Raw genomic sequence first — 14,963 nt, 5'->3', positions numbered from 1 at the left:
GCAAGCGGGCGAGGGGCGTTTTTACTGGCTGGATGACAGCTTATCGCTGCGTTCAAAGCGCCAGGTGCGGATGATTTCCAGCTCATCCGTGCTGTCTGCCAGTGCGCCGCTAAAGGGTGGAAAGGGTGCAGACAGTCGCACAATGCGTTTGGCGGCATCGTCGAGGACTTTTTGCCCGGATGATTGGAGTATCTGCACAGCCAGCAAGCTGCCGTCGCGCTTGACCACCACCAGCAAGCGAAGCTGCCCATAAATGCGCAGACGGCGGGCTTCTTCCGGGTAATTGAGATTGCCAATGCGCTCAACCTTTTTCACCCAGTCGTACATATACCAAGCCGCTTTATCGCTGCGCGTAGAAGCAGAAGTGACCTGATGCCTACGCGGCCTTTTTGCATAAGCTTGCTGCGCATCGGCAAGTTCAGCGGTAAGGCTGGCGATTTGTGCGGACAATTCGCTGCTATCAAAATCGGGGGTCGTTGGCGGCTTTTGCTCGGGCGTTGGCAGATTACGCGCGCTCTTGGTACGACCGCTGCTCGTGGTCAAGACTGGCTGCTCGCTTTGCTCTTCGGTTTGCTGCTGACCTTTGGGCATCTTCACAGTATTAACTTCATCACTTTGAAACGGCGTGGTATCAGTCGTGGTCGGCGCGGCTTTTTCTTCTTGCGTGCCGCTGCCCTGCTGGTTGTGCTGCGCCAGAAAATCCGCCTGATCGGGGGCTTTTTCGTCATTGAAAGCGGCCAGGGTGATTTCCAGCGAATCGCGCAGCGGTGCCATTTGCGGCAGGGTAAAACCCAAACCCAGCACTAAGGCCGCGTGCAGCGTCGCCGCGATAAACAGGGTAAAGCCAAGGCGTGCCGATGGATACGCCGCATAAACGTGGCCGCCTTCAAACAGTGCCACGTCGTCCGGCGCTTGGCCTTCTTGGCTTGCTTCGCGCCCTTTGGCTTTTAGTTTTTTGCTGGCCAAACAAAATTCCTCTTCAATCGTTAACCGATTTTTTAACAGACAGCTTGCGTTCGATAGCATCCATGACTAATGCGCCGATGGAAATACCACAGGCCGCATCGATTTCCCGCAAGCAAGTGGGGCTGGTGACATTGATTTCGGTTAAATGCTCACCAATCACGTCCAGCCCTACCAGCAACAGACCTTTTTCGCGCAACAGCGGGCCGATTTGCCCGGCAATCTGCCGGTCGCGCTCAGACAGCGCCCTAACCTCGCCGCGCCCACCGGCGGCCAGATTACCACGGCTTTCACCGGCCATCGGAATACGCGCCAAACACCAAGGCACCGCTTCACCGTCCACCAGCAGAATGCGTTTATCCCCGTCTTTAATGGCGGGCAGGTAAGCCTGCGCCATCGCTTGCCGGGTGCCAAAGCCTGTTAGTGTCTCCAAAATGACCGAAAGATTAGGGTCGCCCTGGCGGTGACGGAAAATCGAAGCGCCCCCCATACCGTCGAGCGGCTTAAAAATCACATCCTTGTGCGTTGCGGCAAATTCGCGCAGCAAATCGGCGCGGCGGCTGACCAAAGTCGGCGGCATTAAAGGGGCAAATTGCGTGGCAAAGAGCTTTTCGTTGCAATCGCGCAGGCTTTGCGGGCGGTTGACCACCAGCACCCCGGCCTGTTCGGCGCGCTCCAGTAGGTAGCTGGCGTAGACAAATTCCATATCAAAGGGTGGGTCTTTGCGCATCAAGATGACATCGAGCTGCGCAAGCGGCTGGTCCTGCTCGTCACCCAACTCAAACCAATGCTGCGCATCTTCGAAGACATGCAAAGGCTTGCAGCGCCCAAACACCTCGCCACCCTGCTGATATAAATCCGCCATTTCCAAGTAATACAGCAGCCATCCACGGGCTTTGGCGGCGAGCAGCAGCGCAAGCGAGCTGTCTTTTTTAAAGGCAATCTGCGAGATGGGATCCATCACTATGCCAAGACGAACCGTCATAAAAAGCTCCTTTTTTGTGATAAAGGCCGAGTTTTTCGGTTAATTGACGCAGACAGCTTGCCAAATGGGTGCTGATACCGATATAAGACACAGCAGATAAGCGACCGGCAGAAGTCTTGCAAGAAATCTTGCTGTAGTTTACGGGCGATGTACCCGCATTTCGAGCACAGCCAAGCGTTTTATCGACAAGACAACACCCAGCGGATGAGGCAGTGCGCCCCTTGCGATTGGGATAAAAGCGCTCAATAATTGCTGGGCTTGTAAAAATGGGGGATAAGGGGAGCATGGAACCATCATTTGACGGCCTAAAGGTTATGGTCATTGACGACTCGAAAACGATTCGTCGCACCGCAGAAACACTGCTGAAAAAAGTCGGCTGTGATGTCACTACGGCTGTGGATGGCTTTGATGCACTGGCAAAAATTGCCGAAACCCATCCCAACATTATTTTTGTGGACATCATGATGCCGCGCTTGGACGGCTATCAAACCTGCGCGTTAATCAAGAACAACAGCACTTTCAAATCTACGCCGGTTATCATGCTGTCGTCCAAGGATGGATTGTTCGATAAAGCGCGCGGACGCATTGTTGGCTCAGACCAATACTTGACCAAACCATTCAGTAAGGAAGAGCTGCTCGGGGCTATCAAGACCCACGTGCCATCATCTTTCACAGCGCAATCCGCCTAAGGGATAGGCGGATTGTTTCAATGACACCAGGTCTTTTATGAGCAGTAAGGAAAAATAATGACTCGAATCTTGATAGTGGATGATTCGCCCACCGAGGTATTCAAGCTGACCAGTCTGCTGGAAAAAAACGGCTATGAAGTACTCAAGGCGGAAAACGGTGCCGATGGCGTAGCGATGGCGCGCAAGGAAAAACCCGATGCCGTACTGATGGACGTGGTGATGCCCGGACTTAACGGCTTTCAGGCGACCCGCCAACTGGCGCGCGATGATGAAACCCGCCATATTCCGGTGGTTATCATCAGCACCAAAGACCAGGATACCGACAAACGCTGGGGCCAGCAGCAAGGCGCCAAAGGCTATCTGGTCAAGCCGGTGGACGAAAAAACCCTGATGGGAGCGTTGCAGACCGTACTGCCTGATTGACGCTGCCCAAGCGTAGCGTGCTTTTTGCTGCGAAACACAGCGTAAATAAGCAATAAGTGAACCCTTAAGATGGCCGACGACAGCTCTCCTTTTGCCTTGCTTTGCCAGCTTGAAAAGCGCTATTTGACATTAGCCGCACCGCTGCCGTCGCCAGAGGAAGTCGTGCAGCACTTTAGTGGCATTGGTTTTCGTTTGGGACAGCGGCGGTATGTGGTATCAATGGGCGAGGTGACGGAAATCCTCCATCAACCGCCCTGTACGGCGTTGCCCGGGGTCAAGGGCTGGGTCAATGGAGTTGCTAATCTACGCGGAAGGCTTCTGCCCGTGCTCGATTTGTGTGGCTTTTTGGCTCAACCTTCTTCCTCGCCACGCAAGCAACACCGGGTCTTGGTGGTCGAGCAGGGAGAAATCTTGGTTGGCTTGTTGGTCGATGAAGTGTTTGGCATGCAGCAGTTCTTGCTGGATAGCTTCGAGTCGCAAGCGGCTGAGCTGAACACACTGGAAGCCGAGATTAGCCCGTTTATTGAAGGCATATTTCGCAATCCGCAGCCTTGGTTGCTATTTGACCCGCAGGCTTTGCTGGCGGACAGCCGGTTTTTGCAGGTTGCTGCTTGAAATTTAAATTTGAAACTTAAAAAACTGCACAGGGTTTTTTGTAGCCCTTCGCTACAAGGAAGACGAGTGGTATGCAAAGTATTGAACGAAATTGTTCCAGACAGGATCCAGTAATAATGAAAAAACTTAATTTCGCCGGTTTTTCACACAGGTCAAAGGGCAATGCCAAGGTCATCGGCCTGCTCGTTGCTGTGCTGGTTCTCAGTGTTTTGCTGCTGCTCGGCAACTTTATCTACCTCAATATTGTAACCGGCTACGATAGCCAATACGCCGCGCATACCGGCGAGTTGCGCGTACTCTCACAAGGCTTTACACGCAACGCCAACGAAGCGATGAGCGGCAATGAATGGGGTTTTGGCGACCTGGAAAGAACCCGCGAAAACTTTGCCCTGCACTGGAGCGCCCTGCACCAGGGTGATGAGCCAAATGACCTGCCGCCTGCGCCTGAAGCCGTGCAGGAGGCGATGAGCAAGGTTGAACAAACCTGGGGCAGTCTGGAACAGCACGTCAAAACCGTCCTCGCCAGTGAAAAAATCGCAACCCTTTTGGGGCGGGTCGGCAGCGATGTAATGGAAAGCCTGCCGCATTTGCAGGTGGACTACGAAGAAGTGGTCGAAATTCTGCTGACCAACCGCGCGCCGCTCGCACAAGTGAGCGCCGCGCAGCAGCAATTGTTGCTGATTGAGCGAATCCTGACTTCGGTCAGCCGCTTGATGGCCGGTGAAGCCGATTCCGCGCAAGCCTCTGACCGCTTTGCCCGTGACACGCTGCTGTTCTCAAGGATTTTGCGCGGCATGCTCGATGGCGACAGCGCACTGGAAATCCCGCGCATCACCGACACAGAAGCACGCGAACACTTGCAGCGCATTGTTGATGAATTTCAAACCATCTCCGACTCGGTCGAACAGGTGATCTCCGGTGTGCCCGAGTTAATCCAGGGCCGTGAAGCAGTGGACAACCTGTACGGCGACTCGCAAAAACTGCTGGACGATACCACAGAGCTTTCGTCCGCCTTTGCCGCACTGGCAGAAACCCGCCAAATTCACACTTGGGCGGGTGCGGGATTGTCTGCGCTTATCATCCTTTCGCTGGTACTGATAGGCTATGTCTCGCTGCGTACCAGCCGCAAAAACCTTGATGAAATCAAAGCGCGCGACAAGCGCAACCAAACGGCCATCTGGCGCCTCCTGGAAGAAATGGAGCCGCTCTCCGAAGGGGACTTAACGGTAATGACCACGGTAACCGAGGACTTTACCGGCACCATTGCCGACTCCATCAACCAATCCATTGATCAGCTTCGTGGCGTGGTGGCGGCGATTAACCAAATCAGTTTGGAAGTCGCCTCCGCCGCACAGGAAACCCAAGCGACCGCAGACAACCTGGCCGAAGCCTCCGACCATCAGGCGCAAGAAATCGCCGGGGTTTCGGCGGCCATTAACCAGATGACCCAGTCCATCAACCAGGTATCGACCAACGCCTCCGAATCAGCAGCGGTAGCCGAACGTTCGGTAGCCATCGCCAGCCGTGGCAGCGAAGTAGTGCAAAGCACCATCACCGGCATGGGTAACATCCGCGAGCAGATTCAAGACACCTCCAAACGGCTCAAGCGCCTGGGCGAATCGTCACAGGAAATCGGCGACATTATCAGCCTGATTGACGACATTGCCGACCAAACCAACATCCTCGCCTTGAACGCGGCCATTCAGGCGGCGATGGCCGGTGAAGCCGGACGCGGCTTTGCCGTGGTGGCCGACGAAGTGCAGCGCCTCGCTGAACGTTCGCAAGCCGCCACCAAGCAGATTGAAGGTTTGGTGCACACCATTCAGACCGATACCCACGAGGCGGTGATCTCGATGGAGCAAACCACCACCGAAGTGGTGCAAGGAGCCAATCTTGCGCAAAACGCTGGGGTTGCGCTGAAGGAAATCGAGCAGGTCTCGCAAAATCTCGCCGCCTTGATTGAGGACATCTACAGCGCCGCCCGCCAGCAGGCTTCTTCGGCAACGCATATTTCCAGCACCATGCGCGTGATTCAAGACATCACCTCGCAAACCTCAACCGGCACCGCCACCACCGCACAAAGCATCGGCGGCCTCGCCGAAATGGCCGCAGAAATGCGTCGTTCGGTATCCGGCTTTAAGCTGCCGGCATCAGCGTAGTCACCGCTCGCGGAACTTGAGTGATGCCAGTCAAACAGCCGTGCAGCACTACTGCCCGCGCCGCCCACCCACCGCTGCCGGCGGCGGATTTTGCCCGTTGGCAAGCGCTGATTGAGCAACAAACCGGTGTGGTGATCAGCGCGCAAAGCCAAGGCTTTTTGCAGCTTGCGCTGGAAGAGCGCATGCGCGAGCTGGGCATTTTTGACCCGTCGCACTATTACCAAAGGCTTATCCAAGGACAAGGTAGTGCATTTGAATGGTCAAAGCTGCTCGCCGGTCTTACTGTGCAAGAAACCGCTTTTTTTCGTGACCCGGCGGGCTTTGACTTTTTAAGCCACTACCTAAAACAGCACCCACAGCAAGACGAACGCGCACTGATGCTGTGGAGCGTGGGTTGCGCCAGCGGCGAGGAGGCGTATTCACTCGCCATCACCGCCAGTGAAGCACTGGGCAAAGGTGCCGCCTTTGGCGTACTCGGCAGCGATATCAATGAAAGTGCGCTGGCCAAAGCACGCGCCGCTTGCTACAGCGCCAAGCGTATCGCGCATCTGCCGGGCGAGTTTCGCCAGCGCTATTTTTCGCCCTCTGCCGAGCACGGCGGTTTCGTGGTAAACGCAGAGCTTGCCGCCAAGGTCTGCTTTACCCGCCTTAATGTCTTGGCGCTGGCCGATGAGCCCTTTTTTAATCTGGACGTGATTGTCTGCCAAAACCTGCTGATTTATTTTCGCCGCGAACGCCGTTTTGAAATCCTGGATCAGTTAGCGCGGCGCTTAAGTCTGGGCGGCGTTTTACTGATTGGCACCAGCGAGGCCACCGGTTGGCAGCACCCAGCGCTTGCTCCGGCAGGCGCGGGCGCAGTGCAAGCATTTATTCGTAAGCAACCAGGCGGCGCGGAGTAGCTTTTTATATGGCGCAAATGGCACAGCAGCAAGATTACGTTGCCTTGGAATGGGTCAAGGGTGAAATCGGGCAAACCCTAAAACAGGCGCAGCAATCACTCGAAGCCTTTGCCGAAAAGCCCAAAGACCGCACAACCCTGCGCTTTTGCCTGGCGCATGTGCACCAAATCAAAGGCAGCCTGCAAATGGTCGAGGTGCACGCCTTGGTGCAGCTTGCCGCCGATATGGAAGCGCTGATCCTGGCGCTCGAAGAAAACCGCATCAGCGATAGCATTGAAGCCTTGCAAGTGCTGATGCAAGCCATACTGCAACTGCCGCTCTGGCTGGAGCAATTAAGCTGCGGACAGAGTGATTTAACCTTAAACACCTTGCCGCTGTGCAATCAGCTGCGCGCCGCCTGTGGACAAGCGCCGCTTACCGATGGCAAGCCGCCTGTGTTAAAGCTGCCAGCGCCGCGCCCGCCCCTTCCCGCAGGCGACTTGCTGGAACGCGATAGCGCAGGTCTCGATGGACGACTGCACCGCATGCGCTTGGCGCTGCAAAAAGGCCTGTCTGGCATTGTGCGCGGGCAGGAGCAGGATATACAGACCCATCTGGATTACCTGTCGCGGGTTTTTTCTGCACTGTCACGGCTCTGCCAACAAGCGCCGCTCTACCCGCTGTGGCAAGTCGCCAGTGCGCTCGCCGAAGGCCTGAAAAACGGCGTCATCAGCACCACACCTACGCTGCACATCCTGCTGCGCAAGCTCGACCATGAACTGAAACTACTGATCGAACGCGGCGTTGCCGGTATCAACCAAAACCCGCCCGAAGACCTGTTAAGCGCCCTGCTGCTGCAAGTCGCCTCTGCCGCTAACGGTTCGCCACGTCTTGACGCACTTAAGGCCGAATACGGTCTCGATGCTCCACAAGATGCGCAGACACTTACCAGTAACGCCGCAGGGCTCGACCATTCCAGCCCGGATGCCCTGCGCGCCGTGGTCTCGGCGCTGTGCGAAGACCTGCGGTGGGTTAAGGACGAACTGGATTTGTTTGCGCGCAGTCGGGGCGATAACGTCGCCTTGTTGAACAGCCTGCTGGTGCCGCTTAAACAGGTCGAAAGCACTTTATCGCTATTGGGTTTTGCGCAAGCGCAAAAAACCATCCAAACACAAATCGACACCCTGCACGCGCTAACCAGCGGGCAAAAAACTTTGGCGCATGAACTGCTGCTGGATATGGCCGGTGCCTTGCTTTATGTGGAGTCCAGCCTGATTGGCATGGTCATGCACGATGGCGCTGGGGGCCTGCAGCCCTTGCCCGAAGCCATCAATCTGCCGCACTGCCAGCAACTGGTGCTGCAAGAAAGCTTGTCGCGCCTTGCCGAGGTGAAAGACGCTTTTATCGCATTTATCAACGCCGACTGGAAACGCGAACCGTTGGAAGTCGTACCGGAACTCTTAAGCGAGGTCAGCGGTGCACTGCATCTGGCCTCCTTTGAACGTGCCGGAAAAATCCTTGCCTTTTGCAAAGGCTATGTAGAACAGCGCCTGCTCGCCTACGGACAAATGCCGCCGGACTGGCAAAGCCTCGACCGTCTGGCCGATGCCATTAGCGCGGTCGAGTATTGCCTAGAACGGTTGCGCCTTAACCCGCCCGAGCAAGGCGAGGCGCTGCTTACGCTCGCCGAGCAAAGCCTGCAAGTGCTGGCAAGCGAGACAGCGGCAGACGACGCGCCCTTGGCACTACCGAGCGACGAACCACCGCTTATTGCACTGCCGGAAACAGACGAATTAACCCTGGATAGCGAACCTGTAACCAGTAGCGAACCGCCGCCGCTGTCGATTGGCGAGGTGCTGGCCGCACCGGCTTCGCCGATCAATCCACCGGCAGCAGAGGTGCCGCTGTCCCTGGCGAGCGACGAACCAGCGCTTATTGCACTGCCCGAAACAGACGAATTCACCCTGGATAGCGAACCTGTAACCAGTAGCGAACCACCGCCGCTGTCGATTGGCGAGGTACTGGCCGCACCGACTTCGCCGATCAATCCACCGGCAGCAGAGGTGCCGCTGTCCCTGCTGCCACCGCCAGCAGACGAAGAACCGCTGGACGAAGAACTGCTGGAAGTCTTCGTCGAAGAGCTAGACGAAGTCCTAGACGCGCTGCATAAGCTGCTGCCTGCTTGGCAAAACGCCACAGAGGATCGCACCCTGCAAAGTGAAATCCGCCGCGCCTTCCACACCCTCAAAGGCAGCGGGCGCATGGTGCGAGCGCTGATTATTGGTGAACTGGCCTGGTCGGTGGAAAATCTGCTCAACCGCGTACTGGACGGCAGCCGCGAGGCCAGCGAGGATGTACTGTCGCTGGTGCTCGAAGTGAGCAAGCTGCTGCCCGAACTGCGTGATGAATTTGCCTCCAGCGCGCAGCGCCAGCGTGATGACGTAGACAGGCTTGCCATCCGCGCCCACAAACTTGCCAAAAACGAGCCGCCCGCCGCGGCGCTAATTGATGAAGCCCGCATAGACAGCGCTCCGGCCGAACAGCTTGCGCCGCTTGCAATCGATCAAGCCAGTCCCCCTGACCCTGCTTGCGTATTTATTGAACAACCCGAACAAATCGCAAAAGATCAGCAACTGGATGCTTGGCTTGAAATGCAGCTTACCGATTTTGCACCGTCGCAGCAGAAAGCGGCGGACGAGCCAGCGCAAGAAGAAAACACCTGGGCCGCCTTTGAACCACCCGCAGAGCCAGAAGAGCCTTCTGCCGAACGGATCGAGAAGGCCCGCCCAATCCAGAGCGAAGAAGCACTCACCAGCAGCGAGCCACCTGCGTTGGACGCTGAACTGCTGGAAATATTCAAGCAGGAAGCCGAACAGCATCTGGCGGTCTTGGCCGATTTCGTGGCAGACTGTGTGCAGCAACTGCCGCAGCCGATTCCTGACAGCCTGCAAAGTGCGCTGCATACCCTCAAAGGCAGCGCCAACATAGCGGGCATTCTGTCGATAGCGCAAATCGCCAGCGCGCTGGAAAAATTCACCGAAACCCTTAAGATCAACCGGCTGGCCGCCGAACTGACCGAAGCCAGTCTGTTCGGACGTGCCGGTTCACTGCTGCGTCAAGGACTGCTGCAACTACAAACCGCTGCGCTGCGCGAAATCCCCGGCAGCGACGAGCTGCTGCGCGATATTGCCCAATTGCAAGAACAGCGGCTGCAAGAACAGCGCCTGAGCGCCCTGCATCTGCGCGAGGCAGACAGCAGCGAAGAAGCATCGCCGGATACGCAGCGCAGCAAACTGCTGGCCGAAGGCATGGACTTGCTGCTTGAAGCCGGGCTTTTACTGGAACAGTGGAAAGACAGTCAAAGCGTCCCTGCCGACCTTAAAGCCATGCTGGCGCAATGGGCCGAGTTGGCCGATACCGCCAAAACCATCTCGCCACCGTTTGAAGCGCTATGCCGCGCACAGCTTGCACTGTACCGCGCCGTGGCAGCGGGCGAGTTGCCCGCCGGGGCCGCCTTCTTTGAGCAGACGCAAAAAACCCACGAGCTGCTGCTGTCCATGCTCGATAACGTCGCGCTGCTGATGGAAGTGGCCGCCGAACCCGAACAAATCGCCGCCTTGCAAGCACTGCTTTCAAGCGAGCCAGCAGAAGACTTGCCACTTTCGTCCGAACAAAGTGAGGAGCCGCCTGCTGCCGAAATTATCGACCAAGTCGCAGCAGTAGAGCAGACGCCGCCTGAGCCTGCCTTCGAAGTGACGCCCCCGCCTGTTATCGAAACAAGCATCAGTGCCGAAAGCGAAGACGACGCACTGGATGAAGAACTGCTCGATATTTTTTTGGAAGAAGGCAGCGAAATTCTTGACCAAGCCGCCAGCCAGTTACAGCGCTGGATCGAGCAGCCGCAAGAGGGCAAGGCGCTGCTGCCGGTATTGCAACGCCAGCTGCACACGCTCAAAGGCAGCGCCCGCGCGACCGGTTTTTTAGGCATGGGGCATCTGGCGCACGCGCTGGAATTTCTCTACGAAGACCTCGCCGAAGGGCGACTTGCGCAAAGCCAGGAGTTGCTGGAACTACTGCAACAAGGTCATGACCATCTGGCGCTGATGCTAGAAGCGCTGCAAGACCGTCAAACACCGCCGGGCGGCGAGGATGTAATCCGCGCCATTGCCCGCTTTCGCGGCCAAGAAGAGGAAGAGCCGCAGCCCGCCCTACCAGCGCCGGTCGAAACGCCCATCGCAGACAGCGAGCCGCCGTCTTTATCGTTGGGAAAAATTACCCAAATTACCGACCAAGCCGTAGCAGTAGAGCAGACGCCGCCTGAGCCTGCCTTCGAAGTAACGCCCCCGCCTGCTATCGAAACAAGTGCTCGTCCCGAAAGTGAAGACGACGCACTGGATGAAGAACTGCTCGACATCTTTTTGGAAGAAGGCAGCGAAATCCTTCACCAAGCCGCCAGCCAGTTACAGCGCTGGATGGAGCAGCCGCAAGAGGGCAAGGCGCTGCTGCCGGTGTTGCAACGCCAGTTGCACACGCTCAAAGGCAGCGCCCGCGCGACCGGTTTTTTGGGCATGGGACATCTGGCGCACGCGCTGGAATTTCTCTACGAAGACCTCGCCGAAGGGCGGCTTCTGCAAAGCCAGGAGTTGCTGGAACTGCTGCAACAAGGTCATGACCATCTGGCGCTGATGCTAGAAGCGCTGCAAGACCGTCAAACACCGCCGGACGGCGAGGATGTAATCCGCGCCATTGCCCGCTTTCGCGGGCAAGAAGAGGAAGAGCCGCAGCCTGCCCTACCAGCGCCGGTCGAAACGCCCATTCCAAGCCGCGAGCAGCCGTCTTTATCGCCGGGAAAAATTACCCAAGCCACCGAGCCACCCGCTACCAGTACGCCTGCTACCACCAGTGGCGCACCCAGCGATCAGCTCGGCAAAGTACTGCCCTTTAGCCGCCGTGCCGCGCCCGCCAAAACCAGTGCACCGGACAATCAAGAGCAGGTGCGCATTGCCGCAAACAAGCTCGATAGCTTTAGCAATCTGGCTGGGGAAATATCCATCTTCCGTGCGCGTATTGAGCAGCAGGTCGGCGATTTTGCCCTCACCCTAAATGAGATGGAAACGACCATTGAGCGCGTGCGCCGCCAACTGCGCCAGCTCGATATCGAAACCCAGGCAAAAACCTTAAGCAGCGTAGAGGTCGCCGCCGGACAAAGCGGGGAAGACTTCGACCCGCTGGAAATGGATCGCCACTCGCAGTTACAGCAACTGGCGCGTGCGTTGTTTGAGTCGGCAACCGACTTGCTCGACTTAAAGCAAGATTTGACCGCGCAAAGCCGCGATGCGCAAACCTTGCTACTGCAACAAGCCAGGGTCAGCAGCGAATTGCAGGAAAGCCTGATGCAAACCCGCTTGGTGCGCTTTGAACGGGTCGTGCCCAGGCTTTCGCGGATAGTGCGCCAGCTCTCGCGTGAACTCGATAAAAAAGTCGAGCTCTCCGTAGATAACGCGCAGAGCGAACTGGACCGCATCCTGCTGGAACACCTCAACGCGCCGCTGGAGCACATGCTGCGCAATGCCATTGACCACGGCATCGAAAGCAGCGCCGAGCGCCTCAAAGCCGGTAAACCCGCGGCCGGGCATATCCGTCTGTCGCTTACCCGTGACGGCGGCGACATCCTGTTGACCTTGGAAGACGACGGACGCGGCATTGACCTTGAAAAGGTGCGCCGCAAAGCCATTGAGCGCGGCCTTGCGCAAGAAGATGACCGGCTAAGCGAGCAGGAAATCCGCCAATTTGTACTGCAAGCGGGCTTTTCCACCGCCACGAAAGTGAGCGAAACCTCCGGCCGAGGCATTGGCATGGACGTGGTGCAAGCAGAAATCCGCCGTGCCGGAGGCTCGCTTTCCATCCACTCCAGCCAAGGTGGCGGCACGCGCTTTACCATCCGCCTGCCGTTTACCGTTTCGGTCAGCCGTGCGCTGATGGTGCGCACCGGCGATGACCTGTACGCACTGCCGCTGGCTACGGTGGAAGGCGTGGTGCGCCTGTCTGCCGATGAACTGGCGAACCAATACGCGCAGCCCACGCCCGCCATTCGCTACGCTGGGCAAAACTGGACGCTGTATTATGTGGGCGATTTGCTGGGCAACGGGCAAAAACCCAAGCTGGTCGGCCACAGCTTGCCGCTGCCGGTGATTTTGGTAAAAAGCGCCGAACACTATCTGGCCGTACAGGTCGATAGCTTGGCCGGTGCGCGTGAAATTGTGGTCAAAGGCTTAAGCCATCCGTTTGGCAGCATTCCGGGGGTTTCCGGCGCGACCATTTTGGGTGACGGTAAAGTAGTGGTCATCCTCGACTTGCCCACACTGCTGCGAAAACGCCAGCAGCAGTTACTTATCGCGCAGAACATCACGCCTGCTGCCACCAGCAGCGACCGCCCGCTGCTGATCATGGTGGTGGACGATTCCATCACCGTGCGCAAAGTCACTTCGCGCCTGCTGGAACGTAACGGCATGAACGTGCTGACCGCCAAAGACGGCGTGGAAGCCATTGCCCTGCTGCAAGAGCACAAGCCCGACCTGATGCTGCTCGATATTGAAATGCCGCGCATGGATGGCTTTGAGGTCGCCTCCTTGGTGCGCCACAGCGAAGCGTTCAAGGAACTGCCGATTATCATGATTACCTCGCGCACTGGCACGAAACACCGTGAGCGCGGCCTCTCGCTTGGGGTCAACGACTATCTGGGCAAACCCTATCAAGATGCGCAGCTTTTAGGGCGCATCGAGCAACTGACCCAACGCCGCCAACATGCGTAATGGCCGCGTTGTCGTACTCGCCGACAACGCGGCGCGCCGTCTGCTGCTGCACCAACTGCTAACCGGCAACGGTTGGCAGGTGCTGTTTAACCTTGACCCTTCGCAGTGCAACGAAACCCTGCTGCTTGCCTGCCCGGCTGACCTTTGGCTGATCGCGCTGGAAGCCAGTGACCCGCCCGCTTTTTTAGATAAAAGCGCCGTGCCGCTGCTGTTTAGCGAAAGCCTGGTGCCTGAACGCCAGTCACCACAGTACCTCGCCTGGGAGCGCCGCCTGCTGCGCAAACTCAACGCACTCACCGCAGCCACCCCGCCTGCGCTAAAAGCCGCCGCCATGCCTGCTGAGACCACCGCGGGCGCGGTGCCTGCCGAACAAGTCTGGCTGCTTGCCGCCAGCACCGGCGGGCCACGCGCGGTAAAAAGTTTCCTCGACGCGCTGCCACAGGATCTCCCACTTTCGCTGCTCTACGCGCAGCATATCGATACGCAGTTTGAAAACACCCTGCCGCAAGTCGTTGCCCGCCACAACCGCTGGCGGGTAGGCGTGGCGCGGCAACATCAAAAGCTGTGCGCGGGCGAAGTCGTCATCGTCCCCAGCGCCCACGAACTGCGCTTTGCCGAAGGCGGCTGCCTGCAAATACAAGCGCACGGCTGGCCGGGCGTCTGGCGACCGTCGTTTAGCCAAATCATGCAAAACCTCGCCCGCCACTTTGCCGGACGCTGCGGCGTGATTGTCTTTAGCGGCATGGATAACGACTGCACCGCCGCCGCCGCAGAGGTGACCCGTCAAGGCGTGCCGATTTGGACACAAAGTGCCGAAAGCTGCGCTTGCCCGGCCATGCCCGCCGCCCTTGCCTGTGCCGGATACAGCCAAAAAAGCGGCACCCCGGCAGAACTTGCCGGGGCGCTCGCAAAGCGCCTGCAATCTCAACGCGAAACCGCCCCACTGCTTGCCGAGTTGTTATGAAACCAGTCCACACTACTCATTTAAACGCCCTGCTGCTGCCACTCGCTGGCCGCACCCTAATGCTTCCTTCCGCCGCTGTTGCTGAAGTCATCCGCTACCCGGACCAACCCGCGCCAGTGGGTAACGCCCAAGGCTGGCTGCTTGGGAACATTGACTGGCGCGGCCTTAGCCTGCCGCTGCTGTCCTTTGAGGCGCTGGCAGGTCGCTCGCTGCCGCCGCCAAGCGGGAGGATTGCCGTGCTTAACCTGACCGATGAGCGAGCAAGGATTAAATTCTGCGCCCTGCTGCTACAAGGCTTCCCGCGCCCGCTGCAAGCGGATGAACAGTTGCCGCGCAATAACGACGAGCCGCTTGCCGCGCTGGAACTTTGCGCCGTTTCTTTAGCAGACGGAAAAACCGCCATCATCCCCAATATGCCCGCACTGGAACAACAACTGCTGGCGGCAGGCGTACTCTAAACGAGCGCCCGCCGCCG

General features: G+C 57.8%; 10 protein-coding genes. 8 read left to right on the top strand and 2 right to left on the bottom strand.

All coding sequences use genetic code 11. From position 1 onward, the window contains the following. Positions 1 to 21: 21 nt before the first annotated feature. Both AXE65_RS12450 and gshB read right to left on the bottom strand, forming a co-directional pair. Positions 22 to 900, bottom strand: coding sequence for an energy transducer TonB (locus AXE65_RS12450; protein WP_068393230.1), 879 nt, complete (start codon positions 898 to 900; stop codon positions 22 to 24). 79 nt (positions 901 to 979) lie between these two features. Next, positions 980 to 1,948, bottom strand: coding sequence for a glutathione synthase (gshB, locus tag AXE65_RS12445; protein WP_068393079.1), 969 nt, complete (start codon positions 1,946 to 1,948; stop codon positions 980 to 982). A 284-nt stretch (positions 1,949 to 2,232) separates the two neighbouring features. Here gshB and pilG point away from each other — a divergent pair, with 284 nt between their 5' ends. The 8 genes from pilG (at position 2,233) to AXE65_RS12405 (ending at position 14,946) form a co-directional block, all read left to right on the top strand. Beyond that, positions 2,233 to 2,637, top strand: a complete 405-nt coding sequence (gene pilG, locus AXE65_RS12440) for a twitching motility response regulator PilG (RefSeq protein ID WP_068393077.1) — start codon at positions 2,233 to 2,235, stop codon at positions 2,635 to 2,637. Positions 2,638 to 2,694: 57 nt separating this feature from the next. Next, the gene (pilH, locus tag AXE65_RS12435) at positions 2,695 to 3,060 is read left to right on the top strand and encodes a twitching motility response regulator PilH (protein ID WP_068393074.1); all 366 of its coding nucleotides are present in this window, start codon (positions 2,695 to 2,697) and stop codon (positions 3,058 to 3,060) included. Between the two features lie 69 nt (positions 3,061 to 3,129). Then, positions 3,130 to 3,675, top strand: coding sequence for a chemotaxis protein CheW (locus AXE65_RS12430; RefSeq protein WP_068393070.1), 546 nt, complete (start codon positions 3,130 to 3,132; stop codon positions 3,673 to 3,675). A gap of 116 nt (positions 3,676 to 3,791) precedes the next feature. Continuing rightward, positions 3,792 to 5,834: a methyl-accepting chemotaxis protein gene (locus AXE65_RS12425; protein ID WP_068393067.1), complete on the top strand. Its 2,043-nt coding sequence runs from the start codon at positions 3,792 to 3,794 to the stop codon at positions 5,832 to 5,834. 23 nt (positions 5,835 to 5,857) lie between these two features. After that, entirely contained in the window at positions 5,858 to 6,733 is an 876-nt protein-coding gene (locus tag AXE65_RS12420; protein ID WP_068393064.1) for a CheR family methyltransferase, read from the top strand. Between the two features lie 17 nt (positions 6,734 to 6,750). Further along, positions 6,751 to 13,524, top strand: coding sequence for an Hpt domain-containing protein (locus tag AXE65_RS12415; RefSeq protein ID WP_079214170.1), 6,774 nt, complete (start codon positions 6,751 to 6,753; stop codon positions 13,522 to 13,524). Next, positions 13,517 to 14,488, top strand: a complete 972-nt coding sequence (locus tag AXE65_RS12410) for a chemotaxis protein CheB (protein WP_068393058.1) — start codon at positions 13,517 to 13,519, stop codon at positions 14,486 to 14,488. The genes AXE65_RS12415 and AXE65_RS12410 overlap by 8 nt, the downstream gene beginning before the upstream one ends. Next, positions 14,485 to 14,946, top strand: a complete 462-nt coding sequence (locus AXE65_RS12405) for a chemotaxis protein CheW (RefSeq protein ID WP_068393055.1) — start codon at positions 14,485 to 14,487, stop codon at positions 14,944 to 14,946. Before AXE65_RS12410 ends, AXE65_RS12405 begins: the two co-directional genes overlap by 4 nt. Positions 14,947 to 14,963: the final 17 nt, after the last annotated feature.

The sequence above is a fragment of the Ventosimonas gracilis genome (assembly GCF_001580025.1).
Classification (GTDB): Bacteria; Pseudomonadota; Gammaproteobacteria; order Pseudomonadales; family Pseudomonadaceae; genus Ventosimonas; species Ventosimonas gracilis.
The sequence above is the reverse complement of the archived record's forward strand: the minus strand, read 5'-3'. Positions and strand labels throughout refer to the sequence as shown.